At 64.6% G+C, this 20,392-nt stretch carries 19 protein-coding genes, 1 tRNA gene and 1 other annotated feature; of the genes, 11 read left to right on the top strand and 9 right to left on the bottom strand.

The genetic code is table 11. The features are described from left to right. Window positions 1-7 precede the first annotated feature (7 nt). The 9 genes from mreC to M2331_RS06870 all read left to right on the top strand — a co-directional run bounded on the left by mreC (window position 8) and on the right by M2331_RS06870 (window position 7,346). On the top strand, window positions 8-898 hold the full coding sequence (gene mreC / locus M2331_RS06910; RefSeq protein WP_181559592.1) for a rod shape-determining protein MreC: 891 nt from the start codon (window positions 8-10) through the stop codon (window positions 896-898). After that, window positions 895-1,410, top strand: a complete 516-nt coding sequence (locus tag M2331_RS06905) for a rod shape-determining protein MreD (protein ID WP_181559591.1) — start codon at window positions 895-897, stop codon at window positions 1,408-1,410. The genes mreC and M2331_RS06905 overlap by 4 nt, the downstream gene beginning before the upstream one ends. Next, a complete protein-coding gene (mrdA, locus tag M2331_RS06900) occupies window positions 1,395-3,485 on the top strand; it encodes a penicillin-binding protein 2 (RefSeq protein ID WP_181559590.1) in 2,091 nt (696 codons plus the stop codon). Before M2331_RS06905 ends, mrdA begins: the two co-directional genes overlap by 16 nt. A gap of 136 nt (window positions 3,486-3,621) precedes the next feature. Beyond that, window positions 3,622-3,697 (top strand) — tRNA-Lys (locus tag M2331_RS06895). Between the two features lie 158 nt (window positions 3,698-3,855). Next, complete coding sequence (locus tag M2331_RS06890) at window positions 3,856-4,185, top strand: ArsR/SmtB family transcription factor (protein ID WP_181559589.1); 330 nt, start codon at window positions 3,856-3,858, stop codon at window positions 4,183-4,185. An 11-nt stretch (window positions 4,186-4,196) separates the two neighbouring features. Continuing rightward, complete coding sequence (gene arsC / locus M2331_RS06885; protein ID WP_181559588.1) at window positions 4,197-4,622, top strand: arsenate reductase (glutaredoxin); 426 nt, start codon at window positions 4,197-4,199, stop codon at window positions 4,620-4,622. Continuing rightward, a complete protein-coding gene (locus M2331_RS06880; protein ID WP_264570231.1) occupies window positions 4,622-4,867 on the top strand; it encodes a hypothetical protein in 246 nt (81 codons plus the stop codon). Before arsC ends, M2331_RS06880 begins: the two co-directional genes overlap by 1 nt. After that, a complete protein-coding gene (gene arsH, locus M2331_RS06875) occupies window positions 4,864-5,613 on the top strand; it encodes an arsenical resistance protein ArsH (protein WP_181559587.1) in 750 nt (249 codons plus the stop codon). Before M2331_RS06880 ends, arsH begins: the two co-directional genes overlap by 4 nt. 121 nt (window positions 5,614-5,734) lie before the next feature. Next, window positions 5,735-5,790, top strand: a sequence feature (sul1 is cis-regulatory element that is thought to sense ions involved in sulfur or methionine metabolism; They are found in Alphaproteobacteria). 59 nt (window positions 5,791-5,849) lie between these two features. Next, on the top strand, window positions 5,850-7,346 hold the full coding sequence (locus tag M2331_RS06870) for a SulP family inorganic anion transporter (protein WP_181559586.1): 1,497 nt from the start codon (window positions 5,850-5,852) through the stop codon (window positions 7,344-7,346). 31 nt (window positions 7,347-7,377) lie between these two features. Here M2331_RS06870 and glcF read toward each other — a convergent pair whose 3' ends face one another. From glcF to M2331_RS06855, 3 genes are read right to left on the bottom strand one after another with little or no spacing between them, the layout of a single operon-like run. After that, window positions 7,378-8,658, bottom strand: coding sequence for a glycolate oxidase subunit GlcF (gene glcF, locus M2331_RS06865; protein WP_181559585.1), 1,281 nt, complete (start codon window positions 8,656-8,658; stop codon window positions 7,378-7,380). After that, window positions 8,648-9,799, bottom strand: coding sequence for an FAD-binding protein (locus M2331_RS06860; protein WP_264592319.1), 1,152 nt, complete (start codon window positions 9,797-9,799; stop codon window positions 8,648-8,650). Before M2331_RS06860 ends, glcF begins: the two co-directional genes overlap by 11 nt. An 11-nt stretch (window positions 9,800-9,810) precedes the next feature. After that, complete coding sequence (locus M2331_RS06855; RefSeq protein WP_264592318.1) at window positions 9,811-11,304, bottom strand: FAD-linked oxidase C-terminal domain-containing protein; 1,494 nt, start codon at window positions 11,302-11,304, stop codon at window positions 9,811-9,813. 278 nt (window positions 11,305-11,582) lie between these two features. Between M2331_RS06855 and M2331_RS06850 the strand changes: the two genes are divergently transcribed. Then, window positions 11,583-13,007: a FadR/GntR family transcriptional regulator gene (locus M2331_RS06850; RefSeq protein ID WP_181559583.1), complete on the top strand. Its 1,425-nt coding sequence runs from the start codon at window positions 11,583-11,585 to the stop codon at window positions 13,005-13,007. 20 nt (window positions 13,008-13,027) lie between these two features. Here the strand turns inward: M2331_RS06850 and M2331_RS06845 are convergent, their stop codons facing one another. Both M2331_RS06845 and M2331_RS06840 read right to left on the bottom strand, forming a co-directional pair. Further along, complete coding sequence (locus tag M2331_RS06845; protein ID WP_181559582.1) at window positions 13,028-14,449, bottom strand: spinster family MFS transporter; 1,422 nt, start codon at window positions 14,447-14,449, stop codon at window positions 13,028-13,030. Window positions 14,450-14,498: 49 nt separating this feature from the next. Beyond that, on the bottom strand, window positions 14,499-15,698 hold the full coding sequence (locus tag M2331_RS06840) for an LLM class flavin-dependent oxidoreductase (RefSeq protein ID WP_181559581.1): 1,200 nt from the start codon (window positions 15,696-15,698) through the stop codon (window positions 14,499-14,501). 84 nt (window positions 15,699-15,782) lie between these two features. Between M2331_RS06840 and M2331_RS06835 the strand changes: the two genes are divergently transcribed. Beyond that, complete coding sequence (locus tag M2331_RS06835; RefSeq protein WP_181559580.1) at window positions 15,783-16,094, top strand: hypothetical protein; 312 nt, start codon at window positions 15,783-15,785, stop codon at window positions 16,092-16,094. Between the two features lie 44 nt (window positions 16,095-16,138). Here the strand turns inward: M2331_RS06835 and M2331_RS06830 are convergent, their stop codons facing one another. The 4 genes from M2331_RS06830 to M2331_RS06815 all read right to left on the bottom strand — a co-directional run bounded on the left by M2331_RS06830 (window position 16,139) and on the right by M2331_RS06815 (window position 20,384). Then, window positions 16,139-16,948 carry a CmcJ/NvfI family oxidoreductase gene (locus M2331_RS06830; protein WP_181559579.1) on the bottom strand — a complete coding sequence of 270 codons (810 nt, stop codon included), beginning with the start codon at window positions 16,946-16,948 and terminating at the stop codon, window positions 16,139-16,141. Window positions 16,949-17,110: 162 nt separating this feature from the next. Further along, window positions 17,111-17,833: an alpha/beta hydrolase gene (locus M2331_RS06825; protein WP_181559578.1), complete on the bottom strand. Its 723-nt coding sequence runs from the start codon at window positions 17,831-17,833 to the stop codon at window positions 17,111-17,113. A 130-nt stretch (window positions 17,834-17,963) separates the two neighbouring features. Next, window positions 17,964-19,373, bottom strand: a complete 1,410-nt coding sequence (locus M2331_RS06820; RefSeq protein WP_181559577.1) for an MFS transporter — start codon at window positions 19,371-19,373, stop codon at window positions 17,964-17,966. 24 nt (window positions 19,374-19,397) lie between these two features. Continuing rightward, entirely contained in the window at window positions 19,398-20,384 is a 987-nt protein-coding gene (locus M2331_RS06815; protein WP_181559576.1) for a nuclear transport factor 2 family protein, read from the bottom strand. Window positions 20,385-20,392 lie beyond the last annotated feature (8 nt).

Below are 20,392 nucleotides of genomic sequence, written 5' to 3'. Positions count from 1 at the left end.
TGTTCGCATGGCGCCACCCGGCAACAGGCGCCCCGGCTTCAACCGGAAAGCGCAATATGGACTGTTCGCCAGCTATGTGATCGCGCTGCTCGGCGCGGTCACTGGCCTGCTGATGCTGATCGTCTCCATTGCCGATCCCGCTGGCTTTGCTGGCCTGCGGTCGGCGGCGGCGGAAGTCACGCGCCCCATCTCCAGCAACCTGCGCTCGGTCGTCGTCGGCGTCGGCAACATCGAGGAAGAGTTTGCGGCCTATATCAACGCCGGCTCGCAAAACGCCGCCCTGCGCCGGCAGGTAGAAGCGAACCGCACCCGCCTCATCGAGGCCGAAGCGATCCGCCAGGAGAATATCCGCCTGCGCGACCTGCTCAAGCTGACCGAAACCGATCAGGGCGTCGTTGCTGCCGGCCATCTGATTTCCTCTACACCGGCCAGCGCCGCCCGCCTGGCGCGTCTCGACATGGGCCGCAGCGAGGGCGTGAGCGCGGGCATGCCGGTGCGCGCGCCGGAGGGCCTGGTTGGCCGCGTGCTGCGTGCCGGGCCGAACACCGCCGACGTGCTGCTGCTCATCGATGAAGGCAATATCGTGCCGGTGCGGCGCACGAGCGACAATATTCCGGGCATCAGCTCCGGTCGGGGTGACGGCACGGTCGAAATCCGCGCGCTCAATGCCGAGCGCAATCCCTTCAAGCCCGGCGACGTGCTGGTCACATCCGGCATTGGCGGTCTGTATCGCTCCAATATCCCTGTGGCCATCGTCGCGCGGCGCGAAGGCGAGAAGGCCATCGCCATTCCACTCGCCAACCCCTCGCGCGTGGAGTTGGTCGTCGTGCAGGCCCCCTTCCGCCCGGAAGAAGCCGAGCGTGCCGGCAATGCCGCGCAGCCGCCCGCCGCGCCATGAACAGCCGCTACAGCAACCGGATCGGCCGCAAGCGGACCTGGCTGCACCTGCGCGGCGTGCCGGTCGCGTCCGTCATTCTCGGCTCGATGCTGGCGCCGCTCATGCCGGTCATCGCGCAGACCCCCCTGCTCCCGCCGTTCGGCCTGATGATGCTGATCGCCTGGCGCGTGCTGCGTCCGGACATCTGGCCGCTGTGGATCGGCGTGCCACTGGGGCTGGTCGATGATCTGATGAACGGGCAACCCGTCGGCAGCGCGGTATTTCTGTGGACGATCCTGCTGCTCGCTTTCGACTTTGAGGGGCAGCGGAACCTGTGGCGCGATTACTGGCATGGCTGGCTGCTCGGCTCCCTCGCTATCGGCTTCGCGCTGGCCGGTGGCTGGTTTGCCGTGCATCTCTCCGGCCATGGCGGGGAAATCATTCAAATCCTTCCCCAGTTCCTCTATAGTGTCGCCTTGTTCCCCTTCATCGTGCGCATTTGTGCCGCGTTGGACAAATGGCGGCTTCCGTGATTTCCTTCCGCAAGATCCTGTTCCCCAACAAAGTCGTCACCCCCGCCAGCCAGGCCTACAGCTTCAACCGCCGCACCTTCGTGCTCGGTGGGGCGCAGTTGGCAGTGGGCGGCCTGCTGGTGGGACGCATGGGGTGGATCGCCATTGCGGAGAATGAGAAGTACCAGCTCCTCTCCGACAGCAACCGCATCAACCTAACCATCACCCCGCCCCGGCGGGGCTGGATTCTGGATCGGCGCGGGCAGGCGCTGGCCTCGAACCGCACCAATTTCCGTGTCGACATCATTCCGGATCGCCTGCGCGACCGGGAGCGGGTGGTGCGCGAGCTGGCCACGCTGCTGGCCCTGACGCCCAATGATGTGGACCGCATCAACGAGCATCTCGACCGCGCGGCGGGCTATCAGCCCGTGCAGGTGGCCGATGACTTGAGCTACGAGCAATATGCGGCGCTCTCCGTGCGGCTGCCCGATTTTCCCGGCGTCGTGCCCTCGCAAGGCTTTTCGCGTTATTATCCTGCTGGGCCGCCAGTCGGCCATCTACTCGGTTATGTCGGCACGCCGTCAGCCGAGGAATATAATGCATCGCGCGACCCCTTGCTGATCACGCCGGGCTTCAAGCTCGGCAAGCAGGGTCTGGAGAAGTCGCTCAATTCGGTTCTCACCGGCAAGCCCGGTGCTCGCCGCGTGGAAGTGACGGCGCGCGGGGCGATGGTGCGCGACCTCGAAACCCGGCCCGATACGCCGGGCCGCTCGATCAAGCTGACCATCGATGCTGGCCTGCAGGAATTCGCCGGCCGCCGGCTGGGCACGCAGAGCGGCGCCGTGGTGATCATGGATTGCCAAACCGGGGACATTCTCTGCTCGACCTCAATGCCGAGCTTCGACCCCAACAGCTTCTCCGAGGGCATTTCGCATCACGAATGGCAGATGCTCTCGCAAGACGACCATGTGCCGCTGCGCAACAAGACGCTGGGCGGGCTGTATCCGCCCGGATCGACCGTCAAGCCGATGATCGCCCTCTCCTTCCTCGAAGCCGGGTTGCCAGCGGATGCGACGGTGAACTGCACCGGGGCGCTGCGGGTGGGCAATCGCCTGTTCCACTGCCATGCGCGCCGTGGCCACGGCACGACGAACATGCACCGCGCCATCGAGCAGAGCTGCAACATCTATTTCTATTACTTCGCCCAGAAGATCGGCATGGACGCCATCGCCATGATGGCGCGGCGGCTGGGTCTCGGCCAGCGCTTCGACCTGCCTTTCCCCAACCAGAGCTACGGCACCGTGCCGGACCCAGCCTGGAAGATGAAGAAATACAACCAGCCCTGGCAGACCTATGACACGGTCAACGCGACCATCGGCCAGGGCTATATGCTGGTGAACCCGACGCAGATGTGCGTGATGGCCGCGCGCCTCGCCACCGGGCTCGATCTCGATCCGCACTTCATCGTCGACGGCAAGCGCCATCAGGGCGAGCCGCTGGGCGTGTCGCTCGAGCATCTTACGGTCATCCGCAATGCCATGAAGGATGTGGTCAACGGCGGCGGCACCGGCCGTGCAGCGCGGCTGGATGTTCCCGGCGTGATGCTCGCCGCCAAGACCGGCACGGCGCAGGTCGGGGCGATCAGCACCCGCGGCCAGCGCGCGGCAAGCCAGCCCTTCCGCCTGCGCGATCACGCCCTGTTCCAGGGCTTCGCGCCACATGATAATCCGCGCTACGCCATCGCCACGATCATCGAACATGGCGGCCACATGGACCGGGTGCAGGACGCGCCGATGATCTCGGGCGATTGCATCACCTATCTCTACGATCCCGCCAAGGCGATGGAGAAGCTGCAGCGCTTCGAAGCGACCTGGGGCGGCACGCCGCAGATCCGCATGGAGCGCCAGCTCAACGCCTTCCGCATTGCGCGCGGCCTTGAGTCTGCGCCCCTCATGCCCGAGCCCGGCAATGCGGCCTCCCCGGCCGCCCCGACTCCCGCCACCCCGGCGCAGACCGGGAGCGAAGACGGCGCCAATACAAGCGAGGATGGTGACATCGATGCCCCCGTCGGCCCCGGCACCCGCGACACCGACTGAACCGCACGCGGTTTTCTCGCAAAGCAGCATCTTTTTTCGCCGCGCCTCGGATTTTTTGTTGGCATCCTGAAAACACCATGTTAACGGCCCACCTCCCGACGGGATGTTGATCAAACGATCAACGAGCCGCCGAAGTGGACGCATAGCTCAGTTGGTAGAGCAGCTGACTCTTAATCAGCGGGTCCTTGGTTCGAGCCCAAGTGCGTCCACCATTTTTCTCCTAAATTTCAGTCTCTAGAGCGAAGCGAGACATTGCTTCCGCTTTAGATTCCAGGCGTCCGGCGCCGGCCGCCGTTCGTCATCTGGAAGTAGCATCGGGTTTTCCCGTTCGATATTGACGCGCGCCCGTTCTATCGAATATTCCCGATGGATGAACACCGATAACGCCCTCGGCATTCTGGCGGCCCTCTCCCACCCGACCCGGCTGACGACCTTCCAGTTGCTCGTGCGGCATGAGCCGGAGGGCCTTTCGACGGGGCAACTTGTCGAGGCGAGCGGGCTGACGCAGAGCACCTTCTCGACCCATCTGGCGGTCATGGCGAAGGCAGGGCTGGTGACCTCCGAAAAGCGGGGGCGCCAGCAAATCCAGCGCGCCAATATCGCGGCTTTGCGCGATTTGATGCTCTTTCTTGCCAAGGATTGCTGCCAGGGCCGCGCGGATTTGTGCGAGCCGCTGCTTGCCGAACTCTCCTGCTGCTGAAGGACGGGATCATGACCACCATCGTCATCTATCATAACCCCGATTGCGGAACCTCGCGCAACACACTGGCACTCATCCACAATTCCGGGGTCGAGCCGCATGTCATTGAATATCTGAAATGCCCGCCGACACGGGCGCTGCTCACCCAGATGATCGCGCGGGCCGGGCTGACGCCGCGCGCGTTGCTGCGCGAAAAGGGCACGCCGTTTGCCGAACTCGGGCTGGACGATGAGCGCCTGAGCGATGACGCGCTGCTCGATGCCATGATGGCGCACCCGATCCTCATCAATCGCCCGCTGGTGGTGACGCCGCTGGGCGTGCGGCTTTGTCGCCCGTCCGAGCTTGTTCTCGATATCCTGCCCGATGCGCAGCGCGGCGCCTTCACGAAGGAGGATGGCGAGCCGGTCGTCGATGCCGCGGGGCAGCGGGTGAGCTGATGGGCACGTTCGAGTGCTATCTCTCGCTCTGGGTGGCCCTGTGCATCGTCGTCGGGATTCTGCTTGCCACGGCCGTGCCCGGTGTCTTCGCCGCGATCGCGTCGGCCGAAGTGGCACAAGTGAACCTCATCGTTGCCGCGCTGATCTGGCTGATGATCGTGCTGGTCGAAGTGCCGGTGATGCTCTCCGTGGTCGCCATCGTGAAGCGCAGCCGGCCCTGGTATGAAAGGAACCTCGTTTCGTGAGCCGTGTGCGCATCCTGCCCGAGCCTGACCATCTTCCCGCGCTCGACCGTGCCTATGCGATACCCAGGCCCGCCCTCGGGATTGGCGAGGATCAGCCGCCGCCGCGCATCCTGCTGCTTTATGGGTCGCTCCGGGAGCGGTCCTTTTCGCGCCTCGCGGTCGAAGAAGCCGCGCGCCTGCTGCGGTTCTTCGGCGCGGAAACCCGCATCTTCGATCCCTCGGACCTGCCGCTGCCCGATCAGGTGCCCGGCGACGATCACCCGGCCGTGCACGAGTTGCGCGCGCTGTCGCTGTGGTCGGAGGGACAGGTCTGGTGCAGCCCGGAGCGGCATGGGCAGATCACCGGCATCATGAAAGCGCAGATCGATCATCTGCCGCTGGAGATGAAAGGCCTGCGCCCGACACAGGGCCGAACGCTCGCGGTCATGCAGGTGTCGGGCGGATCGCAGTCCTTCAACGCGGTCAACACGCTCCGCCTGCTGGGCCGCTGGATGCGGATGTTCACCATCCCCAACCAGTCGTCGGTGGCCATGGCCTATAAGGAGTTCGATGAGGCCGGCCGCATGAAGCCCTCCAGCTATTATGACCGCATCGTCGATGTGATGGAGGAACTGGTGCGGATCACCGTGCTCATGCGACCGCATGCGGCGCAACTGGTCGATCGCTATTCCGAACGCAAAGCGCGGGGAATCAGCGTGGATCCTTCCGCTGACCGCGCCGCGGCTGCGCTGACCGATGGGCGATGAGCGCCGATAGGGCGGTCAGGACTATGCAGCCGATCCCAAGGCGATGCCAAGCGGTGGTTCTTGCTGATACCCAACAGTCCCTTGCCCGACCGCGTTCTGCCGTGTAGCAGGCGGGCAATCGCAAGGACCCGGTGAAACCCCGGGTGGCTATTCCGGCCGCCGATCCGCCGGACAACATCACACATGCAACCTTCTCTGCGCCCAATGTGCGCCATGTGCCTTGTTGTGGAATCCGCATGAGCTCTCATCTGACATCTTACCGCCGCCAGTGGTTCACTGACGGACCGACCGCCCGTCGCGACATCTTGGCGGGCGTGGTCGTCGCTCTCGCCCTCATCCCGGAAGCGATCGGCTTTTCGATCATCGCCGGCGTCGATCCGCGCGTTGGCCTTTATGCATCCGTCGCGATCGCCATGACCATCGCGCTGATCGGCGGCCGCCCGGGCATGATCTCAGCGGCCACGGCGGCTGTCGCCGTCCTCGTCGTGCCCCTCGTCCGCGAGCATGGGGTCGACTATCTCTTCGCGGCGACCATCCTGATGGGCCTTATCCAGATGATCGCCGGACTGCTGCGCCTCGATCTGGTGATGCAGTTCGTGTCCCGTTCGGTCATCACGGGCTTCGTCAACGCGCTGGCGATCCTCATCTTCATGGCTCAATTGCCCCAGCTGACCAATGTCGGGTGGCAGACATATGCCATGGTCGCCGGCGGCCTGGTCATCATCTATGGCTTTCCGCGGATCACGAAGGCCATCCCCTCGCCGCTCGTCGCCATCCTCGTGCTCAGCGCAATCAGCATCAGCATGGGCCTGCCCGTCAACACGGTAGGCGACATGGGCAAGCTGCCCGAGGGACTGCCCAGCCTGGCGCTGCCCAACGTGCCCTTGACCCTCGATACCCTGCGGATCATCCTGCCTTATTCCCTGACGATGGCGGCGGTCGGCCTGCTGGAATCCCTGCTTACCGCGCAGATCGTCGACGACATGACCGACACCGACAGCAACAAGCGGGTCGAATGCGCCGGCCAGGGCGGCTCCAACATCGTCGCCGCGCTGTTTGGCGGCATGGGCGGGTGCGCGATGATCGGCCAGTCGGTGATCAACGTCACGTCGGGCGGCCGCGGGCGCCTCTCGACCTTCGTCGCCGGTGCCTTCCTCCTCTTCCTTCTGGCCGTCCTCGGGCCATTTGTGGGGCGGGTGCCAATGCCGGCGCTGGTCGCGGTGATGATCATGGTCTCGATTGGCACGTTCAGCTGGAACTCCATCCCCAATCTGCGCCGCCATCCTGCGACATCATCAGTGGTGATGCTGACCACGGTCATCGTGGTCGTCGCCACGCATGATCTCTCGCTTGGCGTGCTGGCCGGGGTGCTGCTCTCCGGCATCTTCTTCGCCGGTAAGGTCCAGCGCATGTTCGCCGTCGAGCGTGACGAAACTGCGGACGGCGCGCAGGCCATCTACCGCGTGACTGGCGAGATTTTCTTCGCGTCGGTCGACCGCTTCACCCGCGCGTTCCAATCGGAAGGCACAGCGACGCGCGTCGTCATCGACGTGACCGGCGCACATTTCTGGGACATCTCGGCCGTCGGCGCGCTGGACAAGATCGTGGCGCGGCTGCGGCGCGATGGACGCGAGGTCGAGGTCGTGGGCTATAACCGCGCCAGCGCCGACATTGTCGACCGCTTCGCGTTGCACGACAAAACCGGCGTAGAAATGGGGCTTGCGCCGCACTGATCGAAGCTGCGGCGAATGAAGGGCTTGGGCGTCAGGTGATAGACCTGGCGTCCGCCCCGCCCAACGCCTGATCCAGCAGCTCAACGACGTGCAGAACGGGAATGTCAGTTGCGCTGCCGATCTGCATCGCGCAGCCGATATTGCCCGTGGCGATGACATCTGGCTGCAAAGCTTGCAGATTGGCGACCTTGCGATCGCGCAGCTGTGCGGAGATTTCCGGCTGAAGGATATTGTAGGTGCCGGCCGAGCCGCAGCACAAATGGGGCTCGGCGGGGGTCGCGACCTCATAACCAGCACGCTCCAGCAGCGCGCGCGGCTCGTGGTCGACCGACTGCCCGTGCAGGAGCGAACAGGCCGATTGATAGGCGACGCGGATGCCCTGCGGACGTCCCCGCGGAAGCGTGATTTTCGCGAGAAACTCGCTGATATCGCAGGCCAGCGCCGATAGGCGGGCGGCCCTCTCCGCATAAAGCGGGTCGTCGCGCAGCATGGAACCATAATCCTTGATCGTCGTGCCGCAGCCCGAGGCGGTGATGATGATGGCTTTCAGGCCGGCGTCTATATGAGGAGTCCAGGCATCGACATTCCGACGCGCGGCGTTCAGGCTCTCGGCGTCCTGCCCCATGTGCCGGACCAGCGCGCCGCAGCAAATCTCGCCTTTGGCGAACAAGACCTCATAGCCGGCGCGCGATAGCAGTCGGTGCGTGGCAGCGCGGATGTTGGGCTTCAGGACCGGCTCTGCACAGCCTTGCAGGAGAATGACCCGGCCCAGATTGCCGGTCGCGGTTGGCGGCACCCCAGCAGCCGTTGGGCGTTCGGACGGCGCCAGTCGCAGCATCGCTGCCAGAGGGCGCGTGGCCGGCCATCGCGCCAGCAGCGGTGCGAAGGGGCGACCGAACGGTGCGAGGCGCAGCGCCAAGGCCAGGCGGCGCGGGTGCGGCAGGACCGCGCCGAGCAGGCGCCGCATCAGCCGCTCGTGCCAGGGGCGCCTATAATGCGTCGCGATCCAGCTGCGCGCATGGTCGACGAGGTGCATGTAGTTCACCCCCGACGGGCAGGTCGTCATGCAGGACAGGCAGGACAGGCAGCGATCGATATGGCGCACGGTCTCACTGGAGGGCACGCGCTCATTCTGGAGCATATCCTGCATCATGTAGATGCGCCCGCGCGGCGAATCCCGCTCATCGCCGAGCAGCACATAGGTCGGGCAAGTCGCGGTGCAGAAGCCGCAATGGACGCACTTGCGGATCGCGCGCTCACTGCTCGCCATCGCAGGATCGGCCAGTTGCTCGGCCGTGAAATCAGTGCGCATGGGCGGCTCCAAACCGTTCGGGTGATAGGATGCCCAGCGGATCGAACGCCGCCCGCACCCGTGCGGAAAGTGCGGCGACGCCAGGCTCTTCGACATGGAGCGCGGACATGCTGGCGCGCAGCGCGGCTGGCGCGCGGATCAGCGTCGCGTGCCCGCCCGTCTGCGCGACGACCTGGCGCACGCAGTGCTGATCGGCATCTTCCGGCAAGCTCAGCCAGATGAGACCGCCGGCCCAATCATAGCAGCGTCGCGCGCCCAGATGCTGGAGCGCCCTGAAGACCTCCGGCCCACGGGACGGCGCAGTGCTGATCCGCCAGAGGACGGCCTCGTCATGCAGGGTGCAGCCGCCCCTCACCGCCGCCCACAAAGGCTCGTCGGCACCGTCAGCGAGCAGATCGGCCTGCCCCAGCAGCGCCCGCAGCATGTCGGCGCGCGCAGTGACCGATGGCGCGAAGCCTTCGATGCGCAGCAGCGTGAGACCCGCCTCAGGCAGATGGGCGGCGCAGGCGATATCGGCGGGCGAACCCATGGCGCGGGCCATTGCCGCGACGGCAGCCTCGTCGTCCAGTCCGCGCAACAGCAGCGTCGCGCATGTCTGCGGGCGGGGCATGACCTTCACGGTGAGGCTGGTGAGCGCGGCCAGCCTGCCCCAGCTGCCAGTCATCAGCTTGGGCAGGTCGTAGCCAGTGACATTCTTCATCACCTTGCCGCCGCCGATAAAGGCCTCGCCACGGCCCGAGACGGCCTCGAAGCCCAGCATATGATCGCGCGCGGCCCCGGCCGAGAGGCGGCGCGAGCCGGAGACGCCGGCTGCGACGATACCCCCGATGGTCGAGGCGCCGGATGGGCGCGCAAAGACAGGACCATAATCGAACGGGTCGAACGCCAGCATTTGGCCCTGCTCTGCCAGAATGTGCTCGATCGCGGACAAGCGAGTGCCAGCCCCTACCGTGAGCACAAGCTCGGCGGAATCATAATCGATGATCCCTGTAAAAGCCGACATATCCACCATCAGCGCCTGCCGGTGTGGCTGGCCGATATCCGCCTTGGTTCCGCCGCCGCGCAGTTCCACCGGCATGCTATCGCGACCCGCATCGCTGATGACCGCGCAAAGCTCGGCGATGTCGGTCGGCCTGACCATGTGGCTCTTCATCAAAATCTCGGCAGTTCGGGGAAGGGCACCTGCCCCTTGTGCACATGCATCCGGCCGAGTTCCGCGCAACGATGCAAAGTGGGGAAGACCTTTCCGGGATTGAGGCGCAAGGCCGGATCGAACGCGCATTTCACCCGCTGCTGATGCGCGAGATCGGTCCCGCTGAACATCTCCGGCATCAGATCGCGTTTCTCGATTCCAACGCCATGCTCGCCGGTGAGCACGCCGCCCACCTCGACGCACAGGCGAAGGATCTCATTGCCGAGCTCTTCCGCGCGATCGAGCTCGCCGGGCTGGTTGGCATCGTAGAGGATCAACGGATGGAGATTGCCATCACCGGCGTGAAAGACATTGGCGACGGCAAGGCCATGCGCTGCGGCCAGCTCGGAGATGCGTCGCAGCACATGCGGCAGGTGGCGGCGGGGAATGGTGCCGTCCATGCAATAATAGTCCGGCGCGAGGCGGCCCACGGCGGGAAAAGCGGCCTTGCGCCCCGCCCAGAAGGCGAGGCGCTGCGTCTCATCCTGCGAGACCTGAAGGCTCACGGCGCAATTCGCCGTCGCAATGGCGCTGATCTCCGCCGCGAGATGATCGCATTCAGCATCGACGCCATCGATCTCGACGATCAGCAAGGCCTCGACATCGAGCGGATAGCCGACCTTCACGAAGGCTTCGGCAGCGCCGACGGCGGCGCGGTCCATCATCTCCATGCCGGCCGGAATAATGCCGGCGCCGATCACATCCGCCACGCAGCGCCCCGCCGTCTCGATGCTCGGGAAGCCGATCAGCATTGCTCGTGCCTGCAGCGGCTTGGGGAGAATGCGCGCGGTGACTTCCGTCACGACACCTAGCAGCCCTTCCGATCCGGTCACCACACCCAGCAGATCCAGATCCGCCGCATCGAGATGGCGCCCGCCGAGGCGGATGATCTCGCCGGTCATCAGCACCAGCTCGACGCCGAGCACATTGTTGGTCGTGAGCCCATATTTGAGGCAATGCACGCCGCCGCTATTCTCGGCGACATTGCCGCCGATGGAGCAGGCGATCTGGCTGGAGGGGTCCGGCGCATAATAGAAGCCCTGCGCTTCTACCGCCTTGGTGATCGCAAGGTTGGTAACGCCGGGCTGCACGACGGCGACCCGGTTGGCATAATCGATCTCGATGATGCGGTTCATGCGGGAGAGGCCGAGCAGGATGCCATCGGCCAGCGGCAGCGCGCCGCCCGAAAGCGACGTCCCTGCCCCACGCGGGACGACTTTCACATCATGGGTGTGGCACCAGGCCAGCACCTGCGAGACTTGCGCGACCGTCTCCGGCAGAACAGCGGCCAGCGGCATCTGCCGATAGGCGGTGAGCGCATCGGTCTCGAACGGGCGCAGGCCATCGGGATGGGAGACGACGCCCTCCCCCGGCACGATCGCCTGCATCGCCCGCACGATATCCGCGCGACGACCCAGAATGTGTGGGTCCGGGGCAGGCATGGAAATGGTCACGCGAGGCGACCTTGGACGGTCATCACCGGCGGCGGGGGCAGCTTGCGACGAAATGGAGAGATCACGACCTTGGCGCTTAGGTCGCCGAGCAGCTGCCTTTTCAAGATATCTTCCTGAGTTCCATCATGCGTATGACAGATACGAGTGTGCCAGAGCTTGGCGGACTTGGGCAGACTAAAATAGTGGCAACAATTCCGAGCGAAAATATAGTTGTCGCTGGCTGAATTTCGCTTGCATAACAAGGATCAGACAGTTTCAATCGGTCCGTAGAGGATCGCATGAACACAGCGGAAAAGATATATAGCGCGTCCACCAGCGAGGATGCCGGCACCGCCCGCCTGGCCGAGCGGCTGGCCCGCAGGATCGAGGACGATATCGCCTCCAGCCCTTTGCCCGTCGGTGGCGTGATGGGGTCACTGCGGGGTCTGTGCGAGCATTATGCCGTGGGGCGCGCAGCTATGCGCGAAGCGGTCGCCCTGCTCGAGCGCCGCGGATTGGGCCGGCTACGTCCCGGACCGAGCGGTGGCTTCATGGTGGCGCAGCCCGACGTGGGCCGGATCGGGCTTGAGCTCGCCAATTACTTCCAACTGGCTGGCGTGACGTGCGAGCAGGTGCTGGATGCGCGCGAAGCTGTCGACCCGTTGCTGGCGACGCTAGCGGCCTCCACGACCGACCGGTCAGAACATGGCATGCGACTGGACGCGCCGGATGAACGCGAGGGCGGCCTTGCATGGCATGTCCGGGTGCGGTCCGATCTAGCGGCGATGAGCGGAGACCCTGTCCTGCCGCTGTTCGTGCAGTGCCTGAACGAACTGACGATGCTGTTTACCGGGGTTGAATCGCATGACGGCGATTGGCTTGGGCAGGCCAAGCAGCAAGCCGAAGCGATCAACCAGGCCGTCGCCAACCGCGACGTGACGGCCGCACAGCAAGAGGCCGACAGGCTTCACCGGCGCCTTGGCGACTGGCTGGCCGCGCGCGATGCGCCGCTTTCGCCGCCGACCATCGAGGCGTCCCGTCAGGATGCCGACCGGACGCTCGCCCTCCTCGTCGCCCGCAGGCTGGCGGCCGAAATCCTGCCGAGCGGCAATGCCGGCCAGCGGCTCGGCTCCGAATGGGACTTGTGCGAACGCTTCAGCGTCAGCCGCGTCACGCTGCGTCAGGCGATCCGGCAGTTGCAGGATAGCGGGCTCGTCGAGTGCCGCCGGGGTCGGGGCAATGGCCTGATCGTGCGAGATCTGCGCGGCACCGGCAGCATCCGGCTTGTCCTTGCCTTCCTGATCAGCCGGCAGGTTGATCCGCAGACCGCTGGCACGACGCTGTTCCAGTTGAACCGCTTCGTACCCGCGCTGGCCGTGAGCCGCGCCAGTGCGACGGAGCGAGCAAGACTGCGGGAGCTCCTCGACCGCGCACAGAGCAGCGACCCCATCGATCGCTATGATCTGCTGGCGCTGGTGCAATATGTCTCCAAGCTGGCGAGAAGCCCGATCATCGATCTCTTCTCGCGCTGCCTCGCGGCTTATGAGGCGCGGTTCCATCCCTTCCTGCTGGAGCGCCTGCCGGCGCACAAGCAGGCGGAGTATTTCGCGCTGCTGCGCATGCTCCTCGACCGGTTGCCGATGGGGGGCGATGCGCAATTGGGCTGGGCCAAGGCAGAGGCCTCACGCGTCATGCTGTCCATGAGTTCGACGCGCCCGATCTGATCGCGCGCGAGGCGGCGATCTTACACCGCCCCCGCCTCATCCTCGGGCCTGTAGACATCCTTGCGCAGATCGCGCGCGGCGAGAACATAGTGCAGGGCGGCCCAGAAAAACAGCACCAGCACCGTGACCAGTGCGTACCGCAAACCGGTCGATGACGCCGTGAGGCAGGCGGCATCGAGAGCCGTGCCTATGCCATCTGGCCCCCTGCCCCCCGGACAAGATGTGGCGAAATCAGCCGCGCCATAAGCGCGCCTAGCGTAGAAGTCACTGAGCACCCCGGTGACAGTCGGTCCGAGGCCGGCACCCAGCAGACCGCCGACCAGCGCGGTGATCGCGGCGGTCATGGCGCGCATCTGCGGCCCGGCAAGGTTCTGCATCGTGCCCATCGTGGGGGCCATGAAGGTGATGAGGGCCATATTGCCGAAGAAGATGCAGGCGAGCGAGACGTACAGTTCGCGGCTCATGAAGGCGCCGAAATAGATGGGCACGCACAGCGCCATGCACAGCGCCGGCCCCCAGAGCACCCAGCGCATGTCTCGACGCGACAGCCAGTCGAAGCCGAACCCGCCCAGCAGCATGCCAATGCCGTTGGAGGTGAAGGTGACGATGCCGAAGATCACCCCGAGCGTCGCTAGGTTGATCTCAAAGCTGCGCAGATAAAAGGGCAGCACGAAGTTGGCGATGGCGTTGAGGGTGAAACCGGCAATGGTCACCCCCACCAGCAAGTGGATGTAGGTCTTCTTGGCCAACAGGAAGCGCAGCACTGTCCACAGCGAGGGCACGGGTGCGCGGGTGATGCGGCCATCCGCCAATCCACGCGGCGGCTCTCGCAGGGTGAACCAGACAAGCAGCGAGACCATGATGCCCGGTGCGGCCATGACGAAGAAGGCCGTGCGCCAGTCCCATTGCGTTGCCACCCAACCGCCCAGCGACTGGCCGAGCAGAAAGCCGAACGGCGAACCGAGCGAGATGACGGCCAGCACCGAGGCGCGACGATTGGCCCGGTAATGATCGGACAGGAGCGATGATGTCGGCGGTTGCACCCCCGCCTCGCCGATACCCACGCCGATGCGCCCCAGCAACAAGGTCGTGAAACCCGTCGCAAGGCCGCAGACCGCGGTCATGGCAGACCAGGCGGCGACGCAGATGGCGATCAGCCGCGTCCGGTTGACGCGCTCGGCCAACATGCCGAGCGGCACCCCCAGCACAGAATACATGATCGCAAAACCTAGCCCCTGCAAAATGCCGAGGTCGGTATCGGTGAGCCCGAGGTCTTCCTTGATCGGCTGGGCGAGCACCGCGAGGATCGCGCGATCGGCGAAGTTGAAGATGCTGACGAGCAGCAGCACGAACACGGCCCATTTCTTGTAGCCGGGCCGCAACAGCGGATGCGTTTCGTCTGCGAGCGGCTCTGCCGGATCATGCTGTGTCGTCGTCGCCATCGTCACCCCCCATTTCGTCGGTCGGTTCTACTGTATTGTTAACCGACTACTATTCCGCTGCCTGCTGCCGCTCGGCATGGGGAACGAAGGTGACATTGTGCGCCTGCAGGCGTGGCAAGACCTCCTTGCCGATACGGCGCACCTGATTCATGTACATGTCGTGGGGCATGTCGCCGCGGTTGCAGACCAGCAGCACATTGTTGGCGCCGGCATCGTTGCACTCATCGATGATGCGCGCGACGATCTCGTCGGCGGTGCCGATCGGCATGTGCTGGGCTGCGCCACGGACCGTGTCCATCGTCCACTCGTTGAACACCGTGTCATCCTCGGCCAGCGTGCCTTTCGCGCCCTCGCGCAGATGTTCGAACGCGGTGGAGCTATAGTATTTCGTCTTGCGCACATCCGACTGCCAGACCTGATCGTAGCGCAGCAGCGTGTTGAACAGATACATCAGATGGCTGCCATATTCCTCGATGGCCTGCTCCTTGGAATCGGCCACGTAGCAGTCGACCATGATGCTGATCTTGTCCGACTGGACCTCGCGTCCATGGCGGGCCTGGCATTCGGCGAAATAGCGGATGGTATCCTCGCGCATGGACCCGCGGAAGATACCCGGCGTGATGGTCGCATCATGCTCGGCGGCCCATTCGATGGACTCCTTCGACCCGGTGAGCGGCACCCATATCGGCGGATGGGGTTGCTGGAAGGTGCGCGGCCACAGCGAGACGTCCTCGAACTTGTAGAACTCCCCGTCGAAGGAGAATCTGTCCTGCGTCCAGGCGCGCCGCATCACCTCGAAGCCCTCATTGAAGCGACCGCGTGATTCACTCATGGGCACGTTGAAGATTTTATATTCGCGGGGCGCGCCGCGACCCACGCCGCAGATCAGCCGTCCGTTGCTCATGCAATCGAGCATGGCGATCTCTTCAGCCAGACGCAGCGGCTCGTGGATGGGCAGGAGATTGGCGTAAACGAGGATCTTCAGGCGCTCAGTCACCTGCGACAGCGCTGCCGCCATCAGATTGGGCGAATTGCCCAGACCGAAGGGCGTGCCATGATGCTCATTGATTGCAATGCCATCAAAGCCCTGCTTGTCCATCTCCGCCCATGCTTCGAGATGGTTCTTGTAAGTCTTTGCAGCGGCATTCGGGTCAAAATGACTTGCACCCAAGCGCGGAAGAACACCATCCTCGCGATACTTATCAACATTCTCTTGATAAGCGGTCCAGTCGAATACAAAGACCTTCATGATTAATTCTCCAACGTAACTCTTGAATATATTATTATACTGAACTTATACTGTGACAGTCCGATAATCTTGAAAGGCGTTCTTATGAAAAAGACATTCGTCGCTCTGGTCGAGCGAACAGACCTTTGGGACCCCAGCAAGGAAGCGCATGAGCAGCCCGGCTTTGCGGATCATGCCGGCTATATGGGCGCGCTCGAAAAGGAGGGCTTCATCGCCATGGCGGGCCTGCTGGCCGAGTCCGAGGATGTGCTGTTCGTGTTTCTGGCCGACAGCCGCGAAGAAGTGCTCGATCGACTGGCGAAGGACCCCTGGCAGCAGAGCGGACAGGCGAAGCTGACCCGGCTGGAGGAAGGCCATTTCCGCATCGGCGCGCCGGCCGGCGCAGCCTCGGGCTGATCCGGCGCGCAGGATGGCGGAGCGGACAGGAGAGCGCCGCGCCATCATGCGTCGAACACCGCGATGGTCCTGACCTCGAAGCTCTCCCGGCGCGGGGAACCCGGCAGGCTGGTCGGATCCTCGAAGGCGGTATGGCCGGTCATCTGCCAATCGGGATTGCCGGTATCGTACAGGCGAAAGATCAGCGCCTCATCGGGCTGCATATCCGGATAATAATACCATTGATGCCGGGGATTGTAGGCCATGTTGAGGCCGGCCGGCATACCCTGGCGAAAGCCGCCCTCGGGCTTGCCCAGCGATACGCTCAAGAAGTCGCGCTTCTCGACGCTGCGGCTGTCGCAGACCGCCAGCGGATAATTCTCGACCGGCTTGGTGCCGCGCCAGACATTGATGTTGACGAGGCGCTTGGCCGCCAGTTCCTCGGCCCGATCGGGCACGAGCCGCGCGATCCACTGCTGCAGCGCAGGCCCGTTGAAATCCACATGGGCACTCAGCGCCGGGCCGCCGCCCTTGGCATCCTCGCCACCGCGCAAAATGCCCATGAAGGCGAAGACTTCGCTGGCGCCGGTCAGATCCTTCACCAGACGCGCCACCTCGGGATAATAGCGGCGCTCGAAATCATCCTTGTCGGTGAAATCGACATCTGTGGCGTGCTTCACCAGGGTGAAGCCCTGCGCATCGAACGAGATGTCCGCGAGCCGGGCGTTGTGCACGGTCACGTCATGGTCTTCCATCGAGAAGGAATAAGAGCCGTTCTTCTCGATCCAGCCCCCATCGGCAGCGCGCTCCGAATAGCGAATGAAGCTCTCGACCGAGGTCGGGCGCGAGGCGACGGCGGCAGCCTGATTGTTCACGATTCTCTCTCCTCATGGCGGCCGGGGCATCGCAGTCGGCGGGCTATCCGTCCGGTCTGGCAATGCCTCTGGGGCCGCCTTTCGTTCAATTCGAGCCAGTGTGCGGACCGGCCCGCTTGAAAATAGTGCCTACATTGCAAGGCTGAGCCGAGCCGAGTGGCCTCAGGGCAGCGCGGATTCGATCATGTCGGCAGATTCGGTCACGGCAACGTGCTGGAGATCATGGGTGAAGGGCATTTCCTCCACGCGCCATTCCGGCTGAGTGCGCAACCGTTCGGCCACGGGGGCGAACGTATCGTTCTTGTAGCCGGTGGCGATCACATAGGTCTTTTGCGGGATGCGGTCGCGGGCACCGGTCAGCTCGGCCTTCTGCGAGAAGCAGTAAACGGACTGCGCCGTGCGCCGATCCTCGTAAGACGCGCGGGACGCAGGGTCCATATGCGCATTGAAGCCCTGCAGCAGCAGCCGGGGCGGCGGCACAAGATAATCCCCTTCCTCGGGCGGGAGGTGCGGCTCGCCGGGCACCAGATCGTTCAGCGACTGGCCGTTCTCCGGCATGAAAGCGTCCATATAGAGGATCGACTGGATCACCCCCTCGGGGATCAGTTCGGTCGCCTGCGAGATCGGCATGCCGCCATAGGAGTGGCCGACCAGCAGCACATTCTCCAGTTCCTCATAGCGGATGACATTGGCGATATCCTGCGCATGCATCGCCAGATTGACGTCGCGGCTGCTGAGGTGGGCGCGCTCACCCAGCCCGGTCAGCGTGGGCGTGAACACATAATGGCCGCGATCACGCAGCAGATCGGCCACCTTGCGCCAGCGCCACCCGCCAACCCACGCGCCATGCACGATCACGATCGTTCCACGCTTGTCCGCCATCATTCTCTCCCTCGATATGTGTCAGCTTGGCCGGCGCGGCCTCTCCGAAGAGGCATGCCGTTGATTTCCCAGCGAGTGCCGCTGCGCCGGGCGCGAAAATAGTGGCGACAATAGGCAGATGCGGCAGACCGGTTCAGAGCGGCGCACCATGGGCCCGCATCTCCAGGATGTGCCGGCGGTAGGGCTTCACCCCCGCCCAATAGGTGATCGCCGCCAGCGGGAAAGAAATCGCCGCAGAGGTGGCGATGGCATATCGCAACAGCGCCTCGTCCCCCCACACATATTGGGTGAGGAAGGCGAAGTAGGTCGGTCCGAGCCCGCCGCCCACCGCCGTCATGGTGAACAGATAGAGCGCGGTGATCTGCCCCCGAATCTCGTTGGGCGTCACCACCTGCAAGGCCGAGTTGAGCGATGGCGCCGCCATCAGCATCAAGGCCGTGCCGATGCCGCCCATTCCGAGCGCCAGCCATGGGCTGGGCATGAGTGGCGCGGCGATCATGAAGGGCGCCGATGCGGTAAAGCCGATGGCCAGCACCCGCATGTTCGCATCGGCATGGCCGCGATTGCGGAAATGATCGTTGAGCCAGACCGCGCCGAACAGCGCTGGAATGGCGAGGACGAGGCTGAGAAGCCCGGTGTAGAGGCCCGTGCTCGCCGGTGCCCATCCATAGGTCCGTGCATAAAAGGCCGCGCTCCACGCCGCCGTGCCGAACATGTGCATGGCGGTGAAGCACAGGCCCAGGAACATCGGGCCGTAGAGCCGCCAATGGGCGAGCAGATAGCGCAATGTCTCGCGCAGACCGACCTTGCGGGGCTGCATCCCCACCACCGCCGCCGCACTGAACCCGCGCCTTTTGGGCTCCACGATCGTGGCGACCAGCAGCAGGATCGGAATGCCCATGAGGCCGGTCACCACCCACACCACCTGCCACTCGCGCACGGCACCGAGCAGGGGCAGGTGAATGGCGGGCATCCCGGAAAGCAGATGGATCATCACCGCGCCCAGCAGCAGCGAGAGCGCCGTGCCGCCTTGAAAGCCGACATTGTAGATCGCGATGGCGCGGGGCAGCTTTTCCGGCGGAAAATAGTCGGCCATAAGAGAATAGGAGAGCGGCCCGCTGATCGATTCACCCGCGCCAATGCCAAAGCGTGCCGCGAAGAACTGCCAGAAATTCTGGGCAAGGCCGCACGCCGCGCTGGCGAGGCTCCACAGGAAAACGGATACCGCGAGCAGATGCTTGCGATTATGCCGGTCCACCAGTCGAGCGGCGGGAATGCCGATCAGCACGTAGAAGAGACTGACCGAGAAGCCGAGCAGATAGCTCATCTCCATATCGGTCAATTGCAGGTCGCGCTTGATGGGCTCCACCAGCAGCGTCATGACGCCGTTATTGAGCTGGGCGCACATCTGCACGGCGGCCAGCACCCAAGCGACATGATAGGCCTGACGCGCGGCGGGCCAGGCTTCGTCCGAATAATGGGGGCGATAAACGGGGCTGGCGGCGCGATCCGGATCAGGCTGCGCGGCGGCGATGTCAGTCAAATTGTCTCTCCACGCAGCATGTCATCAATCGGTATAGGGGCCGGGCACGGTTCCCGGCTTCATCGCGCCGGTCCAATGCTCCGCAAGGCGCCCCTTCTCGATGCGGAACATGTTGAACTGGGTTGTCGTGTAGCTGGCCCCTACCCGGCTCGGATGCGGATGCTCATGGCCGGTGACGACGATCACGAGATCGCCCTGCGCGACCATGGCGACCAGTGTGGCCTGCATGGCCTGCGCAAGCGGTACCGCAGTGCGACCCTTGGCTGCGGCGATGATCGCGGGCGCGCCGTGCGTGGCGCGTGGATCATGTTCGATGAAGTCGCCGGCCAGATATTTCTTAGCGGCGGCCGCGCCACCCGCATCAACCAGATGGCGCCAGGCATCGAACACGAGCCGCTTGTTGGCTGCCAGTGCGGGATCGTCCGATTGGAGCCGCGCTTGTTGGGCCGGCCCAGTCGCGCCCGTCACCGGCTGCGGACCACCCTCCTCCGGCGAAGGCAGATCTGGTCCGGGCGGGGCTTCGACCGAGTGCCAATGCTCGGCCAGACGATCCCCTTCCACCCGGAACAGGTTGAAGTGCGTGCTGGTATAGCGCCCGGCCCCCTCCGGCTCGCGCAGCTCTTCCCGCAAGGCCATCACCACCAGATCGCCTTCTGCGACCATGGTAACGAGCGGCGGGGAGACCAGCGGCGGGATATCGCGGCGTGGGACGGCCGAAAAAATCTGCTTGAAGGCCGCGCGCCCGCTCGGCAGCACCGGGCTGTGCTGGATATAGTCTTCCGTCAGAAGATCGTCTGCCCGCTCGACATGGCCGGCATTGACGATGCTGCGCCACATGTCGAACGCGAGGCGCTTGTTCTGGGCCAGGCGCGGGTCCTTGTCCTCCAGCAGAGACAGTGGCGCAGGGTGACCCATGACCGGCACGACGCTTCCCTCCCTCGCGGTAGCCACGGGCGGTGCGAGCGAGGGCGACCCGTCGCCCGAGAAGGCCGTGCATGCCGCAAGCAGCATGCAGGCCG

The organism is Sphingobium sp. B10D7B (assembly GCF_025961955.1).
In the GTDB taxonomy this organism is placed as follows: domain Bacteria; phylum Pseudomonadota; class Alphaproteobacteria; order Sphingomonadales; family Sphingomonadaceae; genus Sphingobium.
This window is presented reverse-complemented; position numbering and strand designations above follow the sequence as displayed.